We start from the raw sequence: 22,598 nt of genomic DNA on the forward strand, positions 1-22,598 counted from the left end.
TAGGCGTTTTGCGCGTGGCGACGCCCCCTTGGCAATCAGATACAATCACCCCGACACCGGAACCTATCGGTACACGGTCTGGCGCGGCTCGTCCCTTATCGCATGCCGCCGCGGCAGTTTAATTCGCGTCGCCTGCCTGTTCACACGAGAAGCTCGACGCCTTGTCCATGGAGCCGGTCCCGCGATACCGGGCGACCAGCGGATAGGCACAGGTCAGTCGCTGCCTGACCAGTTTGCCGTTGTCGAATTTGCTGGCGACAAAGAATTCCGGTGCCTTCCGTCCGCTCGACCAGGCATCCATGATACCCAGCTTGTCGAACGTGTCGCAGCCGGGCCCGCCCTGGCAGTGGTCCATGCTTGGCAGAACGAACAGGCGCAGGCCGCTACGGGCATCGATGCCACCGGCTGTGCCCCTAGCCATCACGGCATCGTGCCAACCCATCAGGTCACCGGGGTGGTGGTAATCGTTCCAGCCGACGTAAAGGAGCAACTTGCCACCCCGCCGCAAGACGGCACCGAGATCGGGCGCGACGGCGAACTTTCCCTTGGTGCTAACTTCGGCTGCGATGACGTCTTTGGACCAATCCATCGTGAGCGGCGACCACTGGGCGGACTGGAATGCAGCGTAACGGAAGAAATCGGCGGCGTTGGTAAATTCCTTGCCGCTGGCGAACATACCGAGTTGCCCCTCGGAGCCGAGTGCGGGGCCCGCGAAGATCAGGTGCCCGCTCTTGGGATCGACCGGTCCGCGGTACATTAGGTCGAGGAACTCGATCTGCCTGGGGTTGAGGCACCCGGCGGTGGCACCGTCCCTGCAGAGAAGCTGGCTTGGACGGAAGGCGCAGGTCGCGGGATTGTCGATGAAGCCCTGCGCCTTGCCGACTGGCCCAGCGCATGCGGCGATCGCTGCAGCCGTGATCGAGGCATAATTTTCCTTCGGAATGAACCGCCCGGGATCCTGGGCGAGAAGCCATTGCGGCCAGATCTGTGCGGCGTTGAAGGCGGCCAGCGGGTTCGGCGGCGCCCCGGCGACTATGCCGTCGTAGTCTTCGGGATAGCGCTGCGCTTCGATGAGCGCCTGCAGGCCGCCAAGCGAACACCCGATGAAGTATGATCGGCTTGCTGCCCGGCCGAAATAGCGCGCGACGAGCCGCTTTGCCTGCACAGTCATCAGATGATTGGCGCGCCCCGCGTAGTCTTCAAGCTTTTCCGGCTGTCCCAGCGCGAAACGTCCGCCATGGCCGGTGGTTTCGTCGTGACCGGTATCGTTCGCAGCAACCGCATGGCCTTGCGCGAGACCAGTCATCATCGTCCCGAACGGGATGGAGCCGCCCCAACCGAAGTTGCCGAGGCCCAAGAAGTTGCCGAGGCCCAAGAAGTTGCCGAGGCCCAAGAACTTGCCGTTCCAGCCGTTCGCCGGCAGCCAGACCTCTGTGCGGATCGCCGATGCCGGGGTCGGCTTGAGCACGAAGGAGACCCGGCAGAAGAACGGGTTGGGAGCCTGGGTCGCAAGCCCGACAATGTTCATCCCGGGCGCGCGCTCCCAGTCCGTTCCCTTGAGCTGCAGCTCCGATGCCCCGACCAGCTTCGCCTGCGCACCTTCCGCCCGCGCGCTCAACGTTTGAAGAACACCGCCACAGTCCGAAGCCGAAGCGGCCTGCGCCGGGGCGGACGCCGCGGCTGCCATCACCGCGCCGGCCAGCGACAGGGCGATCGCGCATAGGCGCGTCATACCCGATGTCTTCGTCATGCGATCTCTCCAGCGAAGAGGATATGAACGGGCCGGGGCATGTCCAGACCGTTGCGGGTGGGAGCGACATGGCCGGTGGCGGCATCGATGCTGAAGACCTCGATGCGGTTGGACCGCTCGTTGGCGACCAGCATCCAGGAACCTGATGGGGCGATGGCGAAGTGCCAGGGAAATTCGCCGCCGCAGGCGATCCGCTGAAGGAAGGTCAGCTTGCCGGTCTCCGGGTCGATGGCGTGAACGACGATCGTGTTCTCGCCCCGGTCGGTGAGGTAGAGAATGGTTCCGTCGGCACTGATCGCAAGCTCGGACGCGCTCCTTTCTCCCGCGAAGCCGGACGACGAGGTCGAGCGTGCCGGCGCTGGCCCCGTCGGTCTCTTCCTGGCCTGCGAGCTACGGCTGGCCGGCTGTTCGGTGCTGGTGATCGAACAGGCGAGTGACTTGCCCACACCCTTGAAGCGCGCGCCCTTCGGACTGCGCGGTCTCTCCGTGCCGACCATCGACAGTTTCGACAGGAGAGGCCTGCTCGAGTCCCTGAAAGCGCGGATTCCCGGGCGGGAGATCGCAGCCGCGGCGCCCTGGATGAAGGAGGAGCGCAGACCTGGCGGACATTTTGCCGGAATCGACTTCCTTCTCGACCAGATCGACCAGACGCGATGGCCCTATCGCCTGCCACATTCGGCCACGCCCATGCCCGCCGATCTGGAGAGTATCGGCACCGTACTGACAGACCGCGCGGAGGAACTGGGGGTTGCGACCAAATATGGCCTGAGCGTTTGGGGCGTGGATGCGACGGATCACGACGTGACCGTCTGCGCCGGTGCGGAGACATTCCGGGGCGGCTGGCTCGTCGGGTGTGATGGTGGTCGCAGCGCCGTGCGCAAGGCGGCCGGTTTCGGCTTCACCGGCACCGATCCCGAATTCACGGGCTACTTTGCCCAGGTCCAGTTCGCCGACCCGTCCATGCTGGAGCCTGGCCACCACGATACGCCCGCCGGCGCTTACATCTTCGACCTTCCCGACATGGTCAGAATGGTCGAGTTCGATGGCGGCGCGCATCACCGCAGAGAGCCGGTTACCGGCGATCATCTCCAGGCGGTACTGCGCCGCATCTCCGGTGCCGACGTTGAATTGACGGCGATCGGACGTGCCACGACCTGGACGGATCGAGCCTATCTGGCGACCGAATATCGGCGCGGACGGGTACTGCTCGCAGGCGATGCCGCGCACATCCACTCGCCGCTCGGCGGTCAAGGCCTCAACCTCAACCTCGGTCTTGGCGATGCGATGAACCTTGGCTGGAAACTTGCCGCGACGGTCCGCGGCAACGCTGCCCCCGGGCTTCTGGACAGCTATCAGCATGAGCGCCGGCCGCTGGCCGAGCAGATCCTCGACTGGTCGCGCGCGCAAGTTGCGTTGATGCGGCCGTGTCAAAGCACGCGCGCACTCCGCGCCATCGTCTGCGACCTGATCGCGACACCGGACGGCGCGACCTATCTCGCCGAGCGCGTCTGGGGTGTGACGGTGGGCTATGATCTGGGCGGGAGCCTGCTGGTCCAGCTAGCCCCCACCAAATTCATCAGGCCGGAATCGCGGCGTAATCCATCGCCTCCAGATCGGTAAGCATGTCGGGACCGACAGGATGCCAATCCAGCAGTTCACGCGTCTTCCTGCTCGACGCAGGCATGTCGAGGCCAGCGAACATGGCAAACCATCCGAAGTGCTCCGGCGCATCCTCCGGAGCCAGTGATATGACCGGCAGGCCGATGCCGACACCCACGACTTGCGCAATCGCACGGGCGGATATGCCTTCCTCAGCCACCGCATGGTACCGCGCGCCGGCCTGTGCCCGTTCGATCGCAAGCGCATAGAGTTTGGCCACGTCGAGGACATGCGCGGCAGGCCAGCGATTGCCGCCATCGCCGACATAGGCCACGCTCCCCTTCTCCCGCGCAATCTGGATATAGGGCGTGATGAGGCCCTGCTTCACCGTGTCATGCACCTGCGGCAGGCGCATCACCGCCACATTCACGCCGTCCTCCAACAGTGCCTGTCCAGCCATTTCCGAAGCGATGCGCGGGTTGGGGTGATGGAGGTTCAGCACATCTTCCACGGCAGGCGTGCCATCGCCCGGATCCCCGATGCCCGTGCCTGAGGTGATGAGAAGTGGACGCTCGCTTCCTTTCAGCACGGCCCCCAGCGCCGCAATCACACGGCGATCCTTCTCGCAATTTGCGACGAAGTTGGAAAAATCGTGATCGAACGCGGTGTGGATCACGGCATCGGCATTGACCGCCCCGGCGCGGATGCTGTCCAGATCCTCCAGCGTACCCCGATGCGCCTGCGCACCCGCCGCAACGAGGGAGGCTGCGCCGGCCTCGGATCGGGTCAGGCCGAGCACGTCATGGCCTGCGGCCAGCAGTTCGGGCACAATGCGCGACCCGATGAAGCCTGTCGCACCCGTGAGAAAAATACGCATCATCGATACTCCGATAGTGTTCGGAGAACCTATCCGCCTGCATACCTTCCTGTTAAAGTAGTGATCTTATCATGGTATAGATCTCAACAGTCTGGACTTCTGGTGGAAATCGACAACGCCCTCGGCCAGTTCCTGCGCGATCGCCGCATGCGGCTTGACCCGGCGACGTTCGGCTTCTCGACCGATCGCCGTCGGACGCCGGGACTTCGCCGCGAAGAAGTGGCGCAGCGCGCCAATATCAGCCCGACCTGGTACACTTGGCTCGAACAGGGCCGTGGTGGCGCGCCTTCCGCGGATGTGATCGAGCGCATCGCGGCCGGAATGATGCTGACCGAGCCGGAGCGCGAACATCTCCATATCCTTGCATTCGGCCATCCGCCGGAAGTGCGTTATAGCGAGCCGGCAGGCATATCGCCCCGGTTGCAGCGCGTGCTTGACGCCATTGCGACCAGTCCCGCGATCATCCGGACGGCGACCTGGGATGTCGTGGCATGGAACAGGGCTGCTGCGGTGGTCCTGACCGATTATTCACGCCTTTCACGCCAGGACCGCAACATCCTGCGCCTGATGTTCTCCGATTCCCGGGTGAAGGCGGCGCAGGAGGATTGGTACAGCGTGGCGCGCTTCGTGGTCGGAGCGTTCCGCGCGGATGCCGCAAGAGCGGGCGCTGGCGCGGAAATCCGCCAGCTTGTCGATGAGCTATCCGCCATGAGCCCCGAATTCTCAGCCCTGTGGCGGGATAATGAGGTGGTCGGGCATGGCGAAGGCGCGAAGCGCCTGCACCATCCTGAAATTGGACCCGTCGAGTTGGAATTCTCCACCTTCTCCGTCGAGGGACGGCAGGATCTGGTTATGATGATCTACAATCCGGCGACCCCCGAAACGGCCAGCCGCCTGAAGGCTTTTCTTGAAGCTGGCCGTGTTCCAGAGGGAGTTGGGTTTTAAGGGCAATGCTGAGGTCGACCCTTGCGGGTCGCTCCACTGCCGATTTTCCGTTTCTAGGTGCGGCCCGTCGGCTTTCTCTTTCTGGATACCCAAGAATGGCCATGCAGAGAATGGCGAGTTTATGGCCGGAGGGTGACATCCGGCACCGGGTCTGCGATGCTCGCCTCTTCTGTAGCTTCAATGCAAGCAAGGAAGCCTAACCAAGGCGCGATGGCCGATCTTTTCAAGACTCTTTCGAAAGCAGCGCGCCTCGTCCGCAAGGGCCGCCCGATGTCGGCGCTGATCGCCATGCAGGGCGGGTTGCAGCCCCCGGCACCCGCCAAGACCAGATCCCCGAAGGCACCCCGGCGTCCCGGCGCAAAGCCTGCGGCGGCCCGGCAGGTGCGCCCGGCGCCCGGGACTTTCGGCACCCACGAGTTCGATTGCGCGCACGGCAAGATCAGCTTCCGGCTATACACGCCGCGGGGGCCGAAGCGGCGGGGCTTCCCCCTCGTCGTCATGCTGCACGGCTGCTCGCAGACGGCATCCGACTTCGCGACCGGCACCGACATGAATGCGCTGGCCGACGAACTGGGTTGCGTGGTCCTCTATCCGCAGCAGTCGCAGCGGGCGAACCTGGCCCGGTGCTGGAACTGGCACCGGCCGAGGAACCAGGCGCGCGGCGAGGGAGAACCGGCGCTGATCGCCGCGCTGGTCCGCCATGTCCTCGCGATCGCTGCGGGCAACCCGAAACGGGTCTTCATCGCGGGCATCTCAGCAGGTGGTTCGGCCGCCGCGATCATCGGCAGCGCCTATCCGGACGTGTTCACGGCAGTCGGCGTCCATTCCGGTGTCGCGCGCGGGACGATCCGGACTTTGCCCTCAGCGCTCGCCGCCATGCGTGGGGAAGGACGGGCCAGATCGACCGGCAGAGCGGCGCGGCCGCTGCCCACCATCGTCTTCCACGGAGACGAGGACCGCGTCGTCCACCCTTCCAACGCCGCCGGTTTCCTCAACACGCTGGAGCGATCGCAGCCCGGCCCGCTGGTTTCGCGCACGTATTACGGGAAATCCGGCAAGGGCCGGGACTTCACTCGGAAGGTCTACCGCTCGTCAGGCGGCAACATCCTGCTCGAGGACTGGACCATCCACGGAAGCGGCCATGAATGGTCGGGCGGCAGCGCCTTTGCGTCCTACACCGACCCTCTGGGGCCTGACGCCTCGCGCGAAATGATGCGCTTCTTCCTGTCGCAAAGGAGGGCGAGTTGAAGTCGGAAACGACGCCGGCATCGCAGAACCGGGATGACGGACGCGCGATTGCGCCCAGGCAGTTCGAGATCGATGGCAGCACCATGACCGGCATAGCGTCGTTCTATGCGCAAATGAACCGGCTGCTCATGGTAGGGGAAGCCTGGCAACTGGCCGAAAGCCTCGATGCGCTGAACGACGTGCTCTACGGCGGTTACGGCGCCATCAAAGGCCGCGAGCCCGTCCGCATGGTCTGGAAGGACATCGCCGCCGCTCGCGCCGCGCTGGGCCGGGAAGCGACCTGCGCCTTCCTGCGCGAACGGCTGGGGACGAGAACGATGTTCAACGGCTCCCCCATCGTCGATCAACTGGCCGCGCTGGAGAGCGGCGGCGGGACCACCTATTTCGACATCGTGATGCAGATCTTCGCGGACCATCCCAATATAGAGATCGTGCCCGCATGAGCTGGAAAAGCGATCGATGGGCGCGCGCGCTGTCACGATTTGCCTGCTCACCCCTTAGTCACCGATAAGGCAGGACGAGAGGCGAACTGATGATCCCCAAGCCATCCGAAGGCATGGAAATGGAGCTCAAGCTGGAACTGGATGCAGCGAGCATGGCAGCGCTCGGTGCGTCGGAGCTGCTGGCTGACGCGCCGATCGCCGTTTCACAGCGTGCGATCTATTTCGACACGCCCGACCAGGCCCTGCGTCGCGGTGAGCTGTCGCTGCGCATCCGCCGGGAAGGCGAGCGCCGGGTCCAGACGGTCAAGGCCTCCGGCACGACCGCCGGCTTGTTCGTACGTCCCGAATGGGAGTTCGACGTTACCGACGATCAGCCCGTGCTCGATCATACGAGCCCGGTCTGCGCGCTGGTCGGTAACGGCATCGACGGGATCGTGCCTGTCTTCACCGTCGAGAACGAACGCCGCCAGTGGATGAGCGGCGGCATCGAGATTTCGCTCGATGAAGGACGGGTGATTGCCGGAGATCGCGAGACGCCGTTCGTCGAGGTCGAACTGGAGCACAAGGAAGGTGACCCGGCCGCGATCTTCGCACTTGCCCGGACAATCGACGCGGTCGCCCCGGTCCAGCTTGGCGTGATGAGCAAGGCCGAGCGCGGCTACCGCCTCCTCGGCCCCGCGCTTGCTGCCTCCAAGGCGCACCGCGTGGCGCTAGATGACGGCATGACGGCGGCCAGCGCGCTGCAGGCCATCGGTTTCGACTGCCTGAGACACTACCGGCTCAACGTCCCGCTCGTGTTCGATCACCGGGACACGGCAGCGCTCCATCAGGCGCGCATCGCGATCCGGCGGCTGCGATCCGCGCTCACCATCCACAAGAGCGTGTTCGCCGATCGCACTGTTCCGAGGCTCAATGCGGAACTGCGCTTGGTGGCAGCCGAACTCGGGAAGGCACGCGACATCGACGTGCTGCTCAAGCGGACCGGGGAGGAGGAGGTGAGGGCACAATTGCTGGAGGCCCGGGTGAACGCCTACGAGGGGGCGGGGAGCACCCTGCAATCGGTGCGGACGCGCCGTCTCATGATCGATCTCGTCGAATGGATGAGCATGGGCGAGTGGCTGTTCGACGATGTCAACGCCGAAGCCCGGACGACACCGGTGCTCGGCTTCGCGGCGAGAACCTTGCGCAAGATGCGCAAAAAGGTGAAGCGCCAGGGCAATGACCTTGAGGCAATGGATGACGACAGCCGTCACGAACTGCGCAAGTCATCCAAGAAACTGCGCTACGCGGCGGAATTCTTCGCTGCGCTGTACGACCGCAAAAGGGATCGCAGGCGGTTCAAGCGCTTCCTGTCAGCGCTCGAAGGCCTGCAGGACAGCCTCGGTGACCTCAACGATTTGTCCGCTGCATCCCGAACGCTGCGGCGGCTCGGCGTGACCAGCGCGGATGCGGAGGAGCGCGCGGCTGACCAGAAGGCCAAGACCGCCTTGCTGGAGCAGGCCGCAGAGCACCACGACACGCTGATCGACGCCAAGCGGTTTTGGACGTAGCGGCCGCTTACCGACGTCGGTAGAGTCAGGAAGTGGCGCGGTGTCGTGCGGCGCGCCTGTGGGGCTTGCCAGACGATCCGTTTCCACTCCCTGCTCATCGAACCGGACGTGCAGATCTCCCGCATCCGGCTCTCGGACAAGATATCACGCCTTCACCCACGGCGGGCTGCGGCCAAGTTCGCCAGACGTACGAGGCCGAAGCGCTCGTACAGCTCAGGGTCGTGATAGGCTCCCTCGCGCTTTCGTCTGGTCTTGTGCTTGGCCCGCAGCCACCGGCGCAACCGCACCACTGTGTAACTGTCGATAGCCCGATATGCCCTGCTCGTGGTTCCAACCGAGAAGTAGTTGGCCCATCCGCGCAGCACCCGGTTCATCTTGGCCACAAGGTATGTGGTATCCTGCCATGTACGCGCTCGGTCTGTCAGCTCGTGGATCGTAGCGATCACGCGCTGGATGCTTTTCTTTGATGGCCGGTGGCCCATGTAGGCTTTGCCGGTTTTCGCGGAGTACATCCGACCAAACGTGTATCCCAGAAAGTCGAACGTCTCGTCCGGCACCTTACAGATACGTGTCTTTTCCTCATTCACTGTCAGCTTCAGCTTTTCCATGATCCTGCGCATGTGATCTAGCGCAGCTTCCGCATTGCCCTTCGCACACAGGATCACGAGATCATCAGCATAGGTGACGAGCCGCGCGCCTAGACGTTGCCCAAGACCGAGCTTCCGCCACCCCAAAACGAACCGGCGCATGTAGAGATTTGCCAGCAGTGGTGAGATGGGTGATCCTTGCGGGATGCCGCGCCGCTGATCGCGGGCCTGCGTCGTTCGTGTCTTCCTGCCCTTGTCATCCGTTTCTTCGACAGCGCATTCCAGCCAGGATTTGATCAGATGCAGAACGCGCGGATCAACGATCCGGCGCGATACCGATTTCATCAGCTCAAGGTGGGGGATGCTGCCGAAGTAGTCGGCAAGGTCGGCGTCCACGACATCCGGTCGGCCATAGAACAGTTGCTCCTCCACCTCGACCACGGCCTGCTGGGCGTTGCGCCCGGCTCGGTAGGCGTAGATCTCGGGTGGGAGGTCGGCTTCAAAGATCGGTTCAAGCACCAGCATCGCTGCCGTCATGCAGACCCGATCCCGCACGGTGGAAATGCCCAGCGGCCTGAGTTTGCCGTTGGCTTTTGGTATGTAGACCCGTCTGATCGGTTCCGGTCGGTACGTCTCCTCTTTGAGCGCAAGCGCCAGTTCCGCCAGCCATCGCTCGACGCCGTAGTCCTCGATACCCGCAAAGTCCTGACCATCCACACCCGGCGCGCCCCTGTTGGAACGACACTGGGCATAGGCATGAGCCAGAATGTCATTGCGGCTAATCTTGTCGTACAGCGCGTAGAACCGATAGCCGACTTCTGCCTTCGCTTTCGCGTGCAACGCCTTCTGCAGTTTCTGGACGCTTATCGGAGTTGATAGGTTACCCAATCTCCTGCCCCTCACCACTTGCTGCGTTCATCTTGAACTGAGGCTCCTTCCCTCCACCGACATTACCCGGCTTCCTCGGTACTACGGGCCTCTCCGCCACCCCATTGCGCCCTTCCCTCCCTCGCGGGCGTCCAGTTGCCGATCACCCGGCACGCGATGGGGCTTCCCGTGTTGCGTGCACTTTCCTTGCGTACATGCTGTCGCCACTACCCCGGTGCAGCAGACGGGTTCAACGTCGCTCAAACTCGCCCGTCCATATCAACCTTCCCCGTAAGGGTTAACGGGTCGGCCTGCACATCGTCCTTTTCGAGGATTGCTCAGCGTTCACTCACGTTGCGGCCTGTACGCTCGCACGGTCACCTACGTGACCGTTATCCGAGGGCTTCAGACATTTCGTCACCTCCACGCCTGCCCCGGTTGCTTCCGGCTGGAGCATCGCCGGGTGGGCCTCTCACCCACTAGAAAGTGCCGCCTTTGCACGGCGCACACCCTTCCCAGCCATTCAGCTGTCAATTTCTAATCCCCAGATGCAGACGTTCTGTTATTCCGACAGTCCCTGCCAATAGCAGACTTTCATCCTGGACACTCCATTACGAAACCCGATACGAGTTCAGGCAGCACTCGGCCCACCTCAAAGCTGAGGTGCTGAGCCGGACGGAAATGCCGCCCGGCTCAGTAAGTCTCATTCCTTCAGCACGAATTTATCGCCAGAATAGACCCTAATCGGATTCCCGCGTTCAAGATTCTGATGGGCCTGCCATTGTGACCTTCTTGCGCCGTCATTAGCTTGTCCATGCCGCTCTTCCAACAGGATCGCCAACTTCATCCGCGCCAGCCTTCGGTTGGCGTGTTGGGAGCGTTGCTCCTGGGCCGTGGCTACCAAACCGGTCGGCCGGTGTGTGGCCCGAACCGCACTGTCCGTCTTGTTGACATGCTGGCCGCCCGGTCCGCTGGCACGCATCGCCTGATAATCGATGTCCTCATTCTTCAGGGCGATGATCGCGTCAGGCTCGGGCGCCAGAGCTACACCAACGAACCAGTTTCGCCGCTTGTGCCGGGGACGAAAGGGGCTGGTCCCGATCCACTGGTTGGAACCTATCCGCTTCGCGGCAAAGGCAGATGCTGCCTCGCCCTCAATGCGGAGGAGGGTCGAGGCCGGTAAATCCTCCAAACCATCGAGCGCTTCGCATTCAAGGCCCATGCCCTTGGCCTCCTTTGCGAAAGCGCGCGCCAGTTGTGCCACTACCCATTGGCATTCCTTGGGGCCCTTGCCCGCCGTGATGTGCAAGATCACCTCGCTCATTCCACCCTCGTCTTGTAGCTGAGAAGAGGGCGAAGCTTGGCAATGACACGGATCAGGCCGGCTCCCTCCAGATCGGCAATGACCATGCCGATATCCTTGTAGGCATCGGGAGCCTCTTCGAAGATCAACCTGCGATCCTCGCAGATCACATGACTGCCAAGGGCGGTGCGCTGCATGTCCGCGACGTTGAAACGGCGCGAAAGGCGGGCGTGGGCATCCTTGCGGCTCCACTTGCGGCCCGCGCCATGGGCCAGCGAATGGAGAGCCTTGTCGGCGTCGTCCACTATGGGTTCCACCAGATAACTGAAATCTCCTCGCGAGCCGGGGATGGTGACCAACCCCCGATCAGCAGGCGCAGCCCCTTACGGTGCAGCCACCCGCCTTGATGCGGCGTCACACTGTTATGGCAAATGTCCAGCACTGACCGGCCGTCGATGCCAAGACTTTCGCAAAAGCGCCGGGCGATGATCTGACGGTTCACAATCGCCCATCCCAGCGCGGCGTCATGCTCGGCAAGGTAGGCCGCGGCCTCCGGGCTGTCTGCAGGTATTCCATGGCTGATTTCCGGCTGTCGATGCGCTTGCAGGACGGCTTGCCCAAGGCCCCGCGAACCGCTGTGCACCATCATCCAGACCCTGTCGCGCCGCAAGCCAAGAACCGCGAAGCGCGTCTCGTGCTCCACCGTCTCGATCCGTTGGAATTCAACGAAATGGTTGCCCCCGCCAATGGTGCCCAGCGCAGGACTGGCCAGTTCGGGCGGCAATCCAGCCTCCTTCAAGGCTTCTTCGCCATCGCCCGACCAAGGAGCGTCCAACCCTTGCAGTTTGCGCGCCGCGCTGCCGAGCCGGAACTTACGCAATGGCGAAGTGGTCTCCCACAAGGTCATGCCGCAGCCGATGTCGCTGCCCACGAGATGGGGCCAGATGCGATCCGGTGACCAGAAGGCCGCCCCCACGGCAATGCCATTGCCTGCGTGGAGATCGGGAAGGCCGACAACGCGGGCCATACCCTCGTAATCTGCCGTTGCCTGGAGCTGGTCGAGTGACAGCGGATCGAACCGCGACGGATCGTTAGAGATCAGGGAGATCGGAGTCATTGCGCGCCTCCCTGGTCGTCGACCATTCCAGAGGTGAACATCGCCTCAAGTGCGGCCATGTCCTTGAGAACCCCGTCACGCGGATCGACGAACAGCTCGCGACCTGGGAACCACTCGTCCCGCCCCCGAGAACCTGCCCCTCGAACATCCACTCACCATAACGCCGGATAGAAATGCGGGTCAGCACGAAATCCTCGACATGTTCGCGCACGTGCATCTTGACCGTGCTACCCGTGTCGAGCTTGGCGCAGATCTCGCTGAAGACCGCGTCCCACCGGCGCCCGCGCTGACGCCGCAGGTAACGTACCAAGGGGGCGAGATTCTCGTTCAATGACTTGGTGTAGCGCGCACCGATGTGGGCATGGCGCTTGAGCCCGATATGGCGTGCGTCGGCGTGAGCCATCCTTTTCAATATGGGAGAAGCGGCGTGGCTCGCCCCCAAGCGGGAGCGCTCGACGATCACCTTGAACATGTCATCACGCATAAAAAGCCTCCCCGACGAGAGGTGCGACAACGACGGAAATTCTGGAAAAATCAGCGGCGCGAAGGCCGCGAAAAGCAATCAGGCGAGCGGTGTCGCCCTTGAGGCAGTTGCCCATGCAATCTGTTCCTGAACACAGGGAAATGAGAAGTTGTTTTCGTCGCGGTCAAATGCTGCGCGCATGGTCTTCTCCTTTCCTCATTCAAAAACAGGCCAGTGCTGGCTGGCGTCCATTTATTGGAGATTGTCGATAGGCGCAAGGCCCACATTCCATCGCGACCGTGGCCCGCTGCCGAAAGCGTTGTTCACCGATCTTCGGCCGCAAAAGTGCCGAGTTCCATTTCTAAGATGCAGCCCCACCGGTATTCGGATTCCGCCCACCAACTCTGGTCGCTCGCGGACGCGCAGCGTTCAAGCCCTCGGGAGAATACTGTCAAAACGTGATGCTGATGTTCAGTTCGCTCGTGGCAACATCGAAGCTTTCGAACTGTGATCTCGACATCGTATTGTGTCGCGTTAGTCTGTACGAACTGAATCATGGGATAAGATGGGCGGGGTAAATTGCAGAGATCAAATTCAAAATCAGGTCTCAGCCTGCTCGCTTTGATGTTTGCCATCGGCTTGTCTTCATCTGGAATCGCGCAAGACGATGCGAGCGTGGAAGTCGTCTCTGAGGAAGTGATGACCGGGTATGCCGGTCTCGACACATCCAAGAATCTTTTCGCAACCGATGATAAGACGCTTCGCAAAGGACTCCTGGCGTCGAAGAAGGATATTGCCAGAGGTATTCGAGCAACTGCACCGGATGCATTTCGCAATTGGACGAGTGCACTGCTCGCTTCGCTTAGCCGAAATGATCTTGATGCCGCCAGCCATGAAATGGCGCAGCGTTTCGGACTGCCCGATGGCCCCGTACGCCAGTTGCTGCGTAGCTGGGCTCTGGTGTGGACGCATAAGTATGAATTCTTTGGAGATGAGCCCGCTGACGTTCGCAACCGCGCGCGCCTGATCGCCGGGATCAATAAGGCGCTTGATCAGGCCGACCACGATCCCCTCTTGGTGCAATTCGCAGCTTTTACCCTCGACGAAGCCAATGTCTGTGACAACAGCCTCCTCACGCTGCCCGGCACCGGCGCGGACCGACCCGAAACCTTGCGTTCGATTGCCGCCATAACCGGTTGCAGCGGGCCGTTGCTGGAAACGATCCGAACTGATCCCATGCACAGGGTCGCCGATCTCGCCCTATTGGATAGCCTACTTCAGAAGCAAACCGCATTGACATTATGGCTTCTGCGGCCTGAGATCAAACAGCACCTCGCACAGCCCGATCAGCGCATGTTCACGCTGGCGCTTACGCGCGACGCGATTGCAGATGCGTTTGCGCGAGGCTCCAACGCACGCGGGCTTGCGCTATACGACGCGCTTGATCCAGCAGGGCGCCGAGCGATGCAGGATGACACGCAAGCAGGATTCACCGCCATGATCGATGGCATTCCCGTAATCTTCGTCCCTGCCAGCGACGTTAGCCTGACCACAAGCCTTGCTGCCGCGCTGTACTTGGCGGATCGCAAGGATGAGGCTCGCGTGCTCATCGATGCCGACCCCAAGCTACCGGTCCAACGCAGGCTGGTTGATTGTCTTTTTGCGGCCCAGACCGCAAAGGATGCAAGTAAGGCCGCGGAGGGCTGCGGAGAAAGTGGAAATGTCCACGGACGTGATCCGGACATCGACGATCTGATCTTGTCATGGGCTATCAATGGACAGCAAAGCGATCCTTATCCCATGCTGGAGACCGGTTTCAGCACGAGTGGTTCCAATGCGAATGCGCCGCTTGCCAGCCTCTATTGCAGGTTGTTCGACGTCAACGTGGCCGGCAGCGTCTGTGCCGATGCGAAGCGTTCGGTCGCCTATGATCTGAAACCCTCGTCGTATGGAGACGATGAGGAAGTCGCGGCTCGAAATGCGCTAAAGGCGCTCGATCTGCCCGAATGGGATTCTATAGCCACACTAATCGAAGACGAACGCACCGCCAGCCTTGCAGCCTTCGACACTGGCGACACCAATGTCGCCTACATGGAGCGACCACCGATCGAGCCAATCTATCCGGCGTTCGCTCAGCATAAACTGCCGTCACAACTGATCACTGCCCGCTCCGACGAAAGAGTGGCCGAAGCAGGGAAAAGCAAGTGGCCCAAAGGTTGGGCGGCATTGCCCCGGGGATTCGAGCCCGTGCGCTGGGAGAGTGATAGAACCCGTGCCGTTGCTATCAGCCAGTCGGGTGCTTTCGATCGCGGCGGTGAAGTTGGCGGCGGCGGGTACTGGGTACACCTGAGTAACGATGCCGGCAAGACATGGGGAGAGGCACTCTACACCGGGCTTTCCGTCCGTTTCCCCTACGTGATAGCGCCGGCATCCAAGCTGCCACTGCTGACGGGCGATCACCTTCAGATCGAAGTCACGTACGCATTGCTGGATACCTCCAGCATTTCCTATCCCCCGTGGGGCTGCGCACCTTGCGAAAAGAGGCGAACCTATGGCTGGATATTCCAATCGGAATGCTGAGCAAAGACAGTAATGGCGACGGTATTTCCGATCTGGTCTCCGCTCATTTGGGCGTGGACGGGCCCGTAGATGAAGCTCCCTTCATGTTAGGCTCGGATGTGGCCTCCTGCAAAAAGGACGCTACTGATCCGGTAGCAACGGTACGTCGAAAAGTTCTCCTGATGCTCACCGGCATCGATGAGGCGGCGATCCGCGAGCCAATCGACCGTAGTCCCGATGCACCGTTGCTTTCCGGGATCACGCGCGTTTCCACTGGCGAGAAATGGCCGCTGTTCGTCAAAGGGCGTCCCGCTGACTTGGCTTGCATGCCCCCCTTGCCGATGCCCGTACTGGTCTACGGTGGGAAAGGCGAAGAGGCCCTGCAACGGCGCTCGCCCGACTTCCGTCTAATCGAATTGCCCGCACTGGTCATGAACCGGGAGAAGTCGCGAGGCTACGCGATTTGGTCGACCGGTTGGACCGGCGGCACAATTTTGTTCTGGCTTGACGGCAATGAGTGGCACTTTGAGGCCATTTCAAGCTGGATCACGTGACGTTGCGAAGGAACCTGATCCGCAAGATTTTTAGGATACAAATGGCGATCTTGGCCAAACACTCTCTCGGTGCTGATTGGTAATTTCATTGTCTCCTGCGCTCCCGACCCTTTCAGCCGTTCTGCCGTTCTGCCGTTCTGCTTTCCCACTCTGGATGCCGAAAAGTGGCCGTAATGGACCGGAGGATGCCCGGATGCTAACTCCGGATCGTCGTCATTCGCTTGGGTTTAGCGCACCTCGCGAGTGATCGTCCTCTTCTGGTTGATGAACGCGAAGCCCGATCTGTAGGAGACGTAAACCGGTTCCGGCCCCCGCCACGCTGGGGGAGCCGGATGGCATCTGTTCTTAATCAGGCTGCAGCCTGCAGCCCCGATTGATCGTCCAGTTTCGCGCCCCGCATGGCCGCCGGGCGGTTTCGGCAACGCTCGACATAGGTATCAAGCGTATCGTCGGCCGGAAAGGCGCGACGACCGAAGGATAGCGCGCTGCCGATGAGCACGTCAGCCACAGTGAAATCGACACCCATCACATAGGGCCCTTGCGCCAGTGCGGTGCGCAACCGCGCCCGCACGGCGTCACGATTTCGCTGCGCCTGCGGTGCTCCTTGGAGAGTGCCCGACAGGCCTGCGAACAGCGCCTGCTCAAACTCTGTCGCATACCAAGCGATCCAGCCAAGGTATTCGCCGCGGCGCGGATCACCGATCGCCGGCGCGAGTGCCGCCTGTTCAAACGCGTCGGCCAGATAGAGCGCTATCGCCACGGCCTCTGTGATCAGCGCGCCGTCATGGACGATCGCTGGCACGCGCTTGTCGGGATGCGGGTTCGCCGGGTCGGGCAGCCCTTCGCCGGTCATGGGGCGGAAGATCGAGACCGGCCGGATTTCGTAAGCAGCTCCCAACTCCTCCAGCAGCCAGATGATCCGGGATGACCGCGATTGCGGAGCGTGGAACAGGGTAATCATAGATGTCTCCTCGACAAGCTTTCGCCCCGACACCGAGTGCGACGAGGCATTTCCCCTTGTATGGCCTCCTTACTGACAGCATTCTGTCAGCAGGAGGCCAGGGCATGCGCAGAGCAGACAGATTGTTCCAGATCATCCAGATTTTGCGCCGCTCGTCCGGTCCGGTGACGTCGGGCGAGATCGCCTGCGAACTGGAGGTATCGCAGCGAACGATCTACCGTGACATTGCGGACCTGATCGCCCAGCGGGTGCCTGTGCAGGGTGAGGCAGGCTTCGGCTATATCCTCGACGACGGCTTCGACATGCCGCCGCTGATGCTGACGCCGGACGAAATCGAAGCGGCCGTGCTCGGTGCACAATGGGTCGCTGGGCGGGGCGATCCGGCGCTGGCGAACGCAGCGCGCGATCTGATCGCCAAGATTACCAGCGTCGTGCCTGCGCGGCTTCGCCCGATCATCGCCCATCCCGCGATCGGAACACGGCCCATTGCAGCCCCGACACCGGACCGCATCGATCTGGCGCAAACCCGCTTATGGATCAGGGACGGTCGCAAGATCGAGATCGACTACCTCGACCAGCACGGCGCCAACACGGTGCGCATGATCTGGCCAATCATCCTGGGCTTTCTTGACGACACCCGCATGCTCGCAGCCTGGTGCGAGCTGCGTCAGGATTTCCGCCACTTTCGCGCTGATCGCATAATGGCGGCCAGATTTGTCGACGAACGCTACGACAGTCGGCCTGGAACGCTCCGCCAGCGGTGGAAACGGGATATGGAGAAGAGGCGAAATCTCGAGGGTAAAAGTTGAACCCTTCGAATGGCGTCACTCGCGACGCCCAGCTCTCATTCTGTCGTCGAACAAATCCCGCCTTTCAGATCACAAACTTCGTGACCCGACTGCAGAACGTCCATTATTCCAGCGGTGTCCGTCCTGATCAGCCTCTTATCGCGCGAGCCAAATGATGCAGTAACTGCAGGCGGCACTTTTAGCGCTATGCGTGATCGATGCTGCCATCACAGAGGGATCTCCCTCCAGTTCGCCGATCGCTTCATTTCAGCATCTCCGCTTTTAAGCATCAGGCTGGCTCCCGGCGAAGCATGTACTTGAAATCGCGAGATCCTTGATGTCATCCTTCCATGACAGTTCATACGTGACGAGGAAGCCGTCATGGTCAGATAGGCTCGGTCCGCTTGGCCCTCCATCGAACATCGCTTCGACCCGAACAGGTCGTATAGATACTGCATCGCCATTCCAGAAAAACTGCAAATCCTGCGTATCCATCCATGGTTCGTCACCGTCCCATGACATGCGTACATCGCAGCCAGATTGCGGATCCGCACAGACACGATGGACCAGTCTTAAGTCCTGATATCGTGAGAAACCTTCCCAGCGCGGCTCGGAATGACGCATGTTAAAGTCGCCGCCAAAGATCAACGGGAAGGCATCGTCATGTGTATTGTTGATGAATTGCGAAGCCTCCTGCGCCTGACGATCATGGGCTTCAAGGTTCCGCTCTGCAGGAGCCCCCGAGGCCCCGCGTGAATTCATATGCGTGTCGTAAATATCGATGGGGGTCGGAACGCCCGGGATCGAAATCTGCGCCAGCATGATCCCCTTGTTCGCCAGGCAGTCCAATCCCGCGCACGAGCGACGCCCATACGCCTGCTTGCGCACTTGGGTGATCGGATATCGTGAAGCCACGGCGAGCCCGCTCCCGGACAGATGGATGCCTATCTCCCCTCGCTTGATATGGGATCGACCCGGTAAAGGCTCCTTGTTGGAATTGCCTGGAGCCGAGGTGCGATGCGGACCAGAGGCAATTGCAGGATAACCGCTGTCGGCAATCGCACGCTTGGCCGCCCCGCTGAACATTTCCTGGAACAGGACGACGTCAGGCGCTCGACCTTCGGTCCGCAACTCGGCCAACCGCTGGGCTATCTTACGCAAGTATATCGCTCGGCCAGACCGGGCCGGAAAACCCAAGCCCTCGATATTGTACGTCAGGACGGACAGAGTGGTAGACTTCCTGTCATCATCAATTGTCTGCAAGACGGGCGCGCTTGTCGATGAGCAGGAAAGTTCCCGGTATGGCGAGGGAGTAGCGCATGCGGCAAGACTCGCTGCTGCGAAGATTGTGAGCGGCATTCGTGATACGGCCAGCATGCTACCCCCGGGCTTTCCGCAAAAACAAGCGCCAATTCATCGCGAGATCATCATAGCGCCATTCGCGAGTCAACGAAGGCGGGAAGGCCAAACACACGCTGAAAACTGTGAGTAAAGCATGAGCGCCCCTTCCCCCCGACCGTTCCGCCGAAGATTTCTCATTCCTAGGCTCAGGAGCTATTAAAATATCTGCAGAGCAGAGGATCGGTTGATTCAATCGTGGCGTGAGGAGGCATTGCCCTGATGCTCGACGCCTTGCCTCAGGCCAAAGCCCTGCTCGGCGACTGAGGCTATGATGCCGACTGGTTCCGCAAGGCGCTCGCGGAGCGCGACATCACCGCCTGCGTCCCGTCAAAGAGGAACCGAAAGGTCCCGATAACACACGATGCCGTGCTCTATCGCCAACGCCGCAGAATCGAGAACATGTTCGCCAGGCTCCCGGATTGGCGCCGCATCCATACCCGCTACGACCAATGCGCGCGCACCATCATGCCCGCCATCTGCATTGCCGCAACCATCATCTTCTGGATCAATCAATCAGTCCTGAGCCTAGATAGCCGTCGCAAAGTCCTCGTCTTTTCATGTCGCGGCATACCGATTGCTCAGTCATCCCACCATCAGTGCTTCTCAGGTCCCAGACATCCTAAACTGCATGCCCTATAGATGGCATGTCGCCGATTGACCGCATCCAATTTGGTGCAAGCATTGCGCATGTGAAATCGTACCGTGGAATGACTGATATGCAACGCTTCCGCGATACCGTCATCCGTGTTGCCCTTCGCACATAGCATGAGTACGTCATGCTCACGCGGCGATAGGGCGGGCGTTGCGCGAATGAGTTTCGACTCCATAGATTGCCTCCTCCATTCAATCAGAGACATTCTTATCCGTCCGTCCAACCAGGCCTTTTGAACCAACGACAACCACCCTGGTGTCACGCCGCGGCGTATCCTCCATCGACGTGGATCGCATCGCCGTGGATATAGCGGGCCGCTGGCGATGCAAGGAAGGCCACGGCCTCTGCCACTTCGACAGGTTCCACGAACCGGCCAAGCGGATTGGAGGCCGCCACCCCGGCCCGCAGCGTCTCGACAGGTGTGCCGCCGGTGATGCGCGAATAAGTGGCAAGAATATCATCCATCATCGCGGATTCAACGACGCCCGGATGCACGGAATTGACTCGGATCGGGTGCTTCAACGCGGCGAATTCCACCGCCGCGACCCGTGTGAGCATCCGCGCCGCTGCCTTGCTGACGCAATAGGCCGCGCTGAATGCCGAAGGGCGATCCGACGCGCCCGAGCACAAGTTGACGATCGCCGCGCCGCCCTCACGGCGCCCGCCACTGCGCGCCAGCAGTGCAGAGGCCAATTTGAGGCCCAAGAACACGCCTTCCACGTTCACTTGCTGGCAACGGCGCCAGTCCTCCAGCGTCATCGCGTCGATGCGCTCCATCGGTGCGATCCCGGCGTTGTTGACGAGGATGTCCAGCGCGCCGTGGCGGCTTTCGATGGCGGCAAGCGTCTGCGTCCAGCTGCCCTCGCTGGTAACATCCAGCGGCAGGAAGCCGTCGGCAGCCCCTTCCGGCGCGCGCAGGTCGGACCGTAGTACCGTGGCGCCGCGCGCCTCCAGCAGCGTGCATACGGCGGAACCGATATCGCCGTTTGCGCCGGTTACCAGCGCGATGGCGCCGTCCAGCCGAATCTTGTCCATCATCAGGCCTTTGCGAAAGAGTAGACGGGGTCGGCCGAGCCACGCGTTCCATGCAGGTCCAGTGCGGCGTACATGCCGCCGGTCATATCCCGCGTGCTGGGTTCGGCGCGCAGCCAGTCGAGCACGAATGTCCGTTCGGCAATGCGCCATTGCCCGTCGCGCCGCTCGAACCGGTCGATGTATCGCCCGCCGGTCAACGTATCGGTCTTATCTTCCCCGCGCGAAGTGGACACCGCGATGACATAAGTTTCACCCACCGCGCCATCGCCTTCCACTTTGATCCACTGGTTGGCGATGGAGTGAAATGTTTGCTCGTAATCCGCTTCTACCACAGCGCAGATTTCCGTCGCGAACGTCGGCCCGTCACCGTTGAAGGCGCCGCTGACGACAGTGCTGTCGGGATGGAAGACCGTGCCCAGCAAAGCGGCATCAGCGCGATCAACGCCACGACAATAAGCCATCGTCAGGTCCGCGATCTGCTGACGCGAGATCACCGCGTCGATAGTGCTGTCATCATACGTCATCGTTCCCACTCCTCTCGTGGTGATTTTAGCGGTCGCTTGGGCAAGCAGGGCGATACCGGGATCGGCGCTGCCGTGGCCGCCTGAAGGGACATGGTTCTCAAGCGGCCCCAGTCCGGGGATCGCCAGCCCTCCGGTCCAGTTGATGCTGGTGTCCAGCACATATGTCCGATCATTCATCCGCCACTGCCCGTCGCGCCGCTCATGCCGGTCCAGATAGCGACCGCAGATCAGGTGTTGCGTGGCCGGTCCATCTTCGCCCGCGCTGGAGGCGTAAGCCATGATGTAGCTTTCGGACCACGCCCGATCGCCCTCCACTTCCGTCCACATCTGCGCGGTGCGGTGCAAGGTGACCGGCCCGGCCTTCTGTGCCCCGCACAGGATCGTGACAAACTCCGAGGCCGGACCTGCATAGAAGCGGTAGTCCACGGTTCCGTCGGGGTGGTAGCAGTCCGCCAGCAGCCCGGCATCGGCACGGTCCACGCCCCGGCTGTGCTGGGCGAGGACGTTGGCGATGGCCTGCCGGTCCGCGATCTGCGCAATGTTCATCCCACCGTCTCCCCGTTGTCGATAACGATATGGGTGCCGGTGATCTGGCGCGATTCCTCGGACGCGAGGAACAAGACGAGGTTCGCCACATCCTCCGGGCGGCCCTGACCATGGGCCTGCACCTGATCGAGCCCGGCATTGTCCTGCGGCAATTGATCCAGCGCCTGCCGCGTCATCGGCGTATCATGGGCGCCCGGCGCGATGGCGTTGCAGCGGATCGCGTAGCCCTGTTCCTGGCAATGTACGGCCACGCTGCGGGTGAGCGCGATGATGCCCGCCTTGGCCGCGCTGTAGGCGGGGATCGCGCTGATCCCCTTGAGCGCGGCGACCGAGGCGACGTTGATTATGGAGCCTCCCCAAGGACCATTGGCGCCCTTGGTCATGTGCGGGATGGCGCTCTTGCAGCCAAGGAAGCAGCCCTCGACCATGACCTGCATCTGCAGGCGGAAGGTGTCGAGATCGCATTCCTCGACATTGCCGAAGCGCACCAGCCCTGCATTGTTCACCAGCACGTCGAGCCTGCCGAAGCGGGCGACGGTCTGGGCCACCACGCCCTGCCACTGCGCCTCGTCGCGCACGTCGTGTTCGAGGAACAGGGCGTCCGGGATCGAAGCGGCGACCTCGCGGCCGAGGTCGGCCTGCAGGTCGGTAATGACGACTTTCGCGCCTTCCGCCGCCAGCAGCCGGGCGTCGGCGGCGCCGAGGCCGGAGGCTCCGCCGGTGATAAGGGCGACTTTGCCGGATACGCGGTTCATGGGATCTCCCAATTCGTCGTCCCGGACTTGATCCGGGACCGGTGACTGTCTTCAGGCTCGGACTGGCCGGGCCC

General features: G+C 61.9%; 20 protein-coding genes and 3 pseudogenes. 9 read left to right on the forward strand and 14 right to left on the reverse strand.

The features are described 5' to 3' along the window. Positions 1 to 118 precede the first annotated feature (118 nt). Both KZO24_RS22185 and KZO24_RS22190 read right to left on the reverse strand, forming a co-directional pair. A complete protein-coding gene (locus tag KZO24_RS22185; RefSeq protein ID WP_486487227.1) occupies positions 119 to 1,750 on the reverse strand; it encodes a tannase/feruloyl esterase family alpha/beta hydrolase in 1,632 nt (543 codons plus the stop codon). Continuing rightward, positions 1,747 to 2,247 (reverse strand): lactonase family protein, encoded by a 501-nt coding sequence (locus KZO24_RS22190; protein WP_271182269.1) that lies wholly within the window; start codon positions 2,245 to 2,247, stop codon positions 1,747 to 1,749. Before KZO24_RS22190 ends, KZO24_RS22185 begins: the two co-directional genes overlap by 4 nt. On the opposite strand from KZO24_RS22190, the pseudogene KZO24_RS22195 reads away from it, so the two are divergent. After that, positions 2,129 to 3,295: pseudogene (locus tag KZO24_RS22195) on the forward strand (FAD-dependent monooxygenase); the annotation flags it as partial. The gene KZO24_RS22190 and the pseudogene KZO24_RS22195 sit on opposite strands and share 119 nt — an antisense overlap. 31 nt (positions 3,296 to 3,326) lie before the next feature. Here the strand turns inward: KZO24_RS22195 and KZO24_RS22200 are convergent. Beyond that, complete coding sequence (locus KZO24_RS22200; RefSeq protein WP_271182271.1) at positions 3,327 to 4,226, reverse strand: SDR family oxidoreductase; 900 nt, start codon at positions 4,224 to 4,226, stop codon at positions 3,327 to 3,329. Positions 4,227 to 4,325: 99 nt separating this feature from the next. Here KZO24_RS22200 and KZO24_RS22205 point away from each other — a divergent pair, with 99 nt between their 5' ends. From KZO24_RS22205 to KZO24_RS22220, 4 genes are all read left to right on the forward strand, one after another. Then, positions 4,326 to 5,171 (forward strand): helix-turn-helix transcriptional regulator, encoded by an 846-nt coding sequence (locus tag KZO24_RS22205; RefSeq protein ID WP_379525723.1) that lies wholly within the window; start codon positions 4,326 to 4,328, stop codon positions 5,169 to 5,171. Positions 5,172 to 5,381: 210 nt separating this feature from the next. Continuing rightward, positions 5,382 to 6,419 (forward strand): extracellular catalytic domain type 1 short-chain-length polyhydroxyalkanoate depolymerase, encoded by a 1,038-nt coding sequence (locus KZO24_RS22210; RefSeq protein WP_486487228.1) that lies wholly within the window; start codon positions 5,382 to 5,384, stop codon positions 6,417 to 6,419. After that, positions 6,416 to 6,862, forward strand: coding sequence for a barstar family protein (locus KZO24_RS22215; RefSeq protein WP_271182274.1), 447 nt, complete (start codon positions 6,416 to 6,418; stop codon positions 6,860 to 6,862). Before KZO24_RS22210 ends, KZO24_RS22215 begins: the two co-directional genes overlap by 4 nt. Positions 6,863 to 6,951: 89 nt before the next feature. Continuing rightward, positions 6,952 to 8,412, forward strand: coding sequence for a CYTH and CHAD domain-containing protein (locus tag KZO24_RS22220; protein WP_486487229.1), 1,461 nt, complete (start codon positions 6,952 to 6,954; stop codon positions 8,410 to 8,412). Between the two features lie 152 nt (positions 8,413 to 8,564). Here the strand turns inward: KZO24_RS22220 and ltrA are convergent, their stop codons facing one another. From ltrA to KZO24_RS22245, 5 genes and pseudogenes are all read right to left on the reverse strand, one after another. After that, a complete protein-coding gene (gene ltrA / locus KZO24_RS22225) occupies positions 8,565 to 9,887 on the reverse strand; it encodes a group II intron reverse transcriptase/maturase (RefSeq protein ID WP_486486653.1) in 1,323 nt (440 codons plus the stop codon). A gap of 682 nt (positions 9,888 to 10,569) precedes the next feature. Then, positions 10,570 to 11,190: a peptide chain release factor H gene (gene prfH, locus KZO24_RS22230; protein WP_271182276.1), complete on the reverse strand. Its 621-nt coding sequence runs from the start codon at positions 11,188 to 11,190 to the stop codon at positions 10,570 to 10,572. After that, positions 11,187 to 12,286, reverse strand: a pseudogene (locus KZO24_RS22235) (RNA ligase RtcB family protein). The gene prfH and the pseudogene KZO24_RS22235 overlap by 4 nt, the downstream one beginning before the upstream one ends. Continuing rightward, entirely contained in the window at positions 12,261 to 12,770 is a 510-nt protein-coding gene (locus KZO24_RS22240; RefSeq protein ID WP_486487230.1) for a hypothetical protein, read from the reverse strand. The pseudogene KZO24_RS22235 and the gene KZO24_RS22240 overlap by 26 nt, the downstream one beginning before the upstream one ends. Next, positions 12,763 to 12,885: a hypothetical protein gene (locus tag KZO24_RS22245; protein WP_271182279.1), complete on the reverse strand. Its 123-nt coding sequence runs from the start codon at positions 12,883 to 12,885 to the stop codon at positions 12,763 to 12,765. Before KZO24_RS22245 ends, KZO24_RS22240 begins: the two co-directional genes overlap by 8 nt. A 488-nt stretch (positions 12,886 to 13,373) precedes the next feature. Here KZO24_RS22245 and KZO24_RS22250 point away from each other — a divergent pair, with 488 nt between their 5' ends. Continuing rightward, positions 13,374 to 15,329 carry a hypothetical protein gene (locus KZO24_RS22250; protein ID WP_486487231.1) on the forward strand — a complete coding sequence of 652 codons (1,956 nt, stop codon included), beginning with the start codon at positions 13,374 to 13,376 and terminating at the stop codon, positions 15,327 to 15,329. Further along, the gene (locus KZO24_RS22255; protein ID WP_486487232.1) at positions 15,323 to 15,862 is read left to right on the forward strand and encodes a hypothetical protein; all 540 of its coding nucleotides are present in this window, start codon (positions 15,323 to 15,325) and stop codon (positions 15,860 to 15,862) included. Before KZO24_RS22250 ends, KZO24_RS22255 begins: the two co-directional genes overlap by 7 nt. Before the next feature lie 349 nt (positions 15,863 to 16,211). Here the strand turns inward: KZO24_RS22255 and KZO24_RS22260 are convergent, their stop codons facing one another. Continuing rightward, a complete protein-coding gene (locus KZO24_RS22260) occupies positions 16,212 to 16,823 on the reverse strand; it encodes a glutathione S-transferase family protein (RefSeq protein ID WP_486487233.1) in 612 nt (203 codons plus the stop codon). Positions 16,824 to 16,927: 104 nt separating this feature from the next. On the opposite strand from KZO24_RS22260, the gene KZO24_RS22265 reads away from it, so the two are divergent. Beyond that, a complete protein-coding gene (locus KZO24_RS22265; RefSeq protein WP_271182282.1) occupies positions 16,928 to 17,632 on the forward strand; it encodes a helix-turn-helix transcriptional regulator in 705 nt (234 codons plus the stop codon). A 261-nt stretch (positions 17,633 to 17,893) separates the two neighbouring features. Here KZO24_RS22265 and KZO24_RS22270 read toward each other — a convergent pair whose 3' ends face one another. Further along, positions 17,894 to 18,988 (reverse strand): endonuclease/exonuclease/phosphatase family protein, encoded by a 1,095-nt coding sequence (locus tag KZO24_RS22270; RefSeq protein ID WP_309298980.1) that lies wholly within the window; start codon positions 18,986 to 18,988, stop codon positions 17,894 to 17,896. A 300-nt stretch (positions 18,989 to 19,288) separates the two neighbouring features. Here KZO24_RS22270 and KZO24_RS22275 point away from each other — a divergent pair. Next, a pseudogene (locus KZO24_RS22275) lies at positions 19,289 to 19,651 on the forward strand (transposase); the annotation flags it as partial. Here the strand turns inward: KZO24_RS22275 and KZO24_RS22280 are convergent. From KZO24_RS22280 to KZO24_RS22295, 4 genes are read right to left on the reverse strand one after another with little or no spacing between them, the layout of a single operon-like run. Beyond that, a complete protein-coding gene (locus KZO24_RS22280; protein ID WP_309298981.1) occupies positions 19,606 to 19,869 on the reverse strand; it encodes a helix-turn-helix domain-containing protein in 264 nt (87 codons plus the stop codon). The pseudogene KZO24_RS22275 and the gene KZO24_RS22280 overlap by 46 nt on opposite strands. A gap of 53 nt (positions 19,870 to 19,922) precedes the next feature. Further along, positions 19,923 to 20,702, reverse strand: coding sequence for an SDR family NAD(P)-dependent oxidoreductase (locus KZO24_RS22285; RefSeq protein WP_271182284.1), 780 nt, complete (start codon positions 20,700 to 20,702; stop codon positions 19,923 to 19,925). Next, positions 20,702 to 21,769, reverse strand: coding sequence for a nuclear transport factor 2 family protein (locus tag KZO24_RS22290; protein WP_271182285.1), 1,068 nt, complete (start codon positions 21,767 to 21,769; stop codon positions 20,702 to 20,704). The genes KZO24_RS22285 and KZO24_RS22290 overlap by 1 nt, the downstream gene beginning before the upstream one ends. Continuing rightward, positions 21,766 to 22,524: an SDR family oxidoreductase gene (locus tag KZO24_RS22295; RefSeq protein ID WP_271182286.1), complete on the reverse strand. Its 759-nt coding sequence runs from the start codon at positions 22,522 to 22,524 to the stop codon at positions 21,766 to 21,768. Before KZO24_RS22295 ends, KZO24_RS22290 begins: the two co-directional genes overlap by 4 nt. Positions 22,525 to 22,598 lie beyond the last annotated feature (74 nt).

The organism is Novosphingobium sp. NFX11, from assembly GCF_057376415.1.

What these genes read in the sequence shown, in the direction of transcription:
- KZO24_RS22220 (WP_486487229.1), top strand. Translation starts at nt 6,952, where the DNA reads ATGATCCCCAAGCCATCCGAAGGCATGGAAATGGAGCTCAAGCTGGAA.
- prfH (WP_271182276.1), bottom strand. Translation starts at nt 11,190, where the DNA reads ATGAGCGAGGTGATCTTGCACATCACGGCGGGCAAGGGCCCCAAGGAA.
- KZO24_RS22270 (WP_309298980.1), bottom strand. Translation starts at nt 18,988, where the DNA reads ATGCTGGCCGTATCACGAATGCCGCTCACAATCTTCGCAGCAGCGAGT.
- KZO24_RS22285 (WP_271182284.1), bottom strand. Translation starts at nt 20,702, where the DNA reads ATGATGGACAAGATTCGGCTGGACGGCGCCATCGCGCTGGTAACCGGC.
- KZO24_RS22280 (WP_309298981.1), bottom strand. Translation starts at nt 19,869, where the DNA reads ATGTCTCTGATTGAATGGAGGAGGCAATCTATGGAGTCGAAACTCATT.
- KZO24_RS22245 (WP_271182279.1), bottom strand. Translation starts at nt 12,885, where the DNA reads ATGGGCAACTGCCTCAAGGGCGACACCGCTCGCCTGATTGCTTTTCGC.
- KZO24_RS22260 (WP_486487233.1), bottom strand. Translation starts at nt 16,823, where the DNA reads ATGATTACCCTGTTCCACGCTCCGCAATCGCGGTCATCCCGGATCATC.
- KZO24_RS22265 (WP_271182282.1), top strand. Translation starts at nt 16,928, where the DNA reads ATGCGCAGAGCAGACAGATTGTTCCAGATCATCCAGATTTTGCGCCGC.
- KZO24_RS22200 (WP_271182271.1), bottom strand. Translation starts at nt 4,226, where the DNA reads ATGCGTATTTTTCTCACGGGTGCGACAGGCTTCATCGGGTCGCGCATT.
- KZO24_RS22190 (WP_271182269.1), bottom strand. Translation starts at nt 2,247, where the DNA reads ATGGTCGGCACGGAGAGACCGCGCAGTCCGAAGGGCGCGCGCTTCAAG.
- KZO24_RS22240 (WP_486487230.1), bottom strand. Translation starts at nt 12,770, where the DNA reads ATGCGTGATGACATGTTCAAGGTGATCGTCGAGCGCTCCCGCTTGGGG.
- KZO24_RS22250 (WP_486487231.1), top strand. Translation starts at nt 13,374, where the DNA reads ATGTTTGCCATCGGCTTGTCTTCATCTGGAATCGCGCAAGACGATGCG.
- KZO24_RS22255 (WP_486487232.1), top strand. Translation starts at nt 15,323, where the DNA reads ATGCTGAGCAAAGACAGTAATGGCGACGGTATTTCCGATCTGGTCTCC.
- KZO24_RS22185 (WP_486487227.1), bottom strand. Translation starts at nt 1,750, where the DNA reads ATGACGAAGACATCGGGTATGACGCGCCTATGCGCGATCGCCCTGTCG.
- KZO24_RS22210 (WP_486487228.1), top strand. Translation starts at nt 5,382, where the DNA reads ATGGCCGATCTTTTCAAGACTCTTTCGAAAGCAGCGCGCCTCGTCCGC.
- KZO24_RS22295 (WP_271182286.1), bottom strand. Translation starts at nt 22,524, where the DNA reads ATGAACCGCGTATCCGGCAAAGTCGCCCTTATCACCGGCGGAGCCTCC.
- KZO24_RS22290 (WP_271182285.1), bottom strand. Translation starts at nt 21,769, where the DNA reads ATGAACATTGCGCAGATCGCGGACCGGCAGGCCATCGCCAACGTCCTC.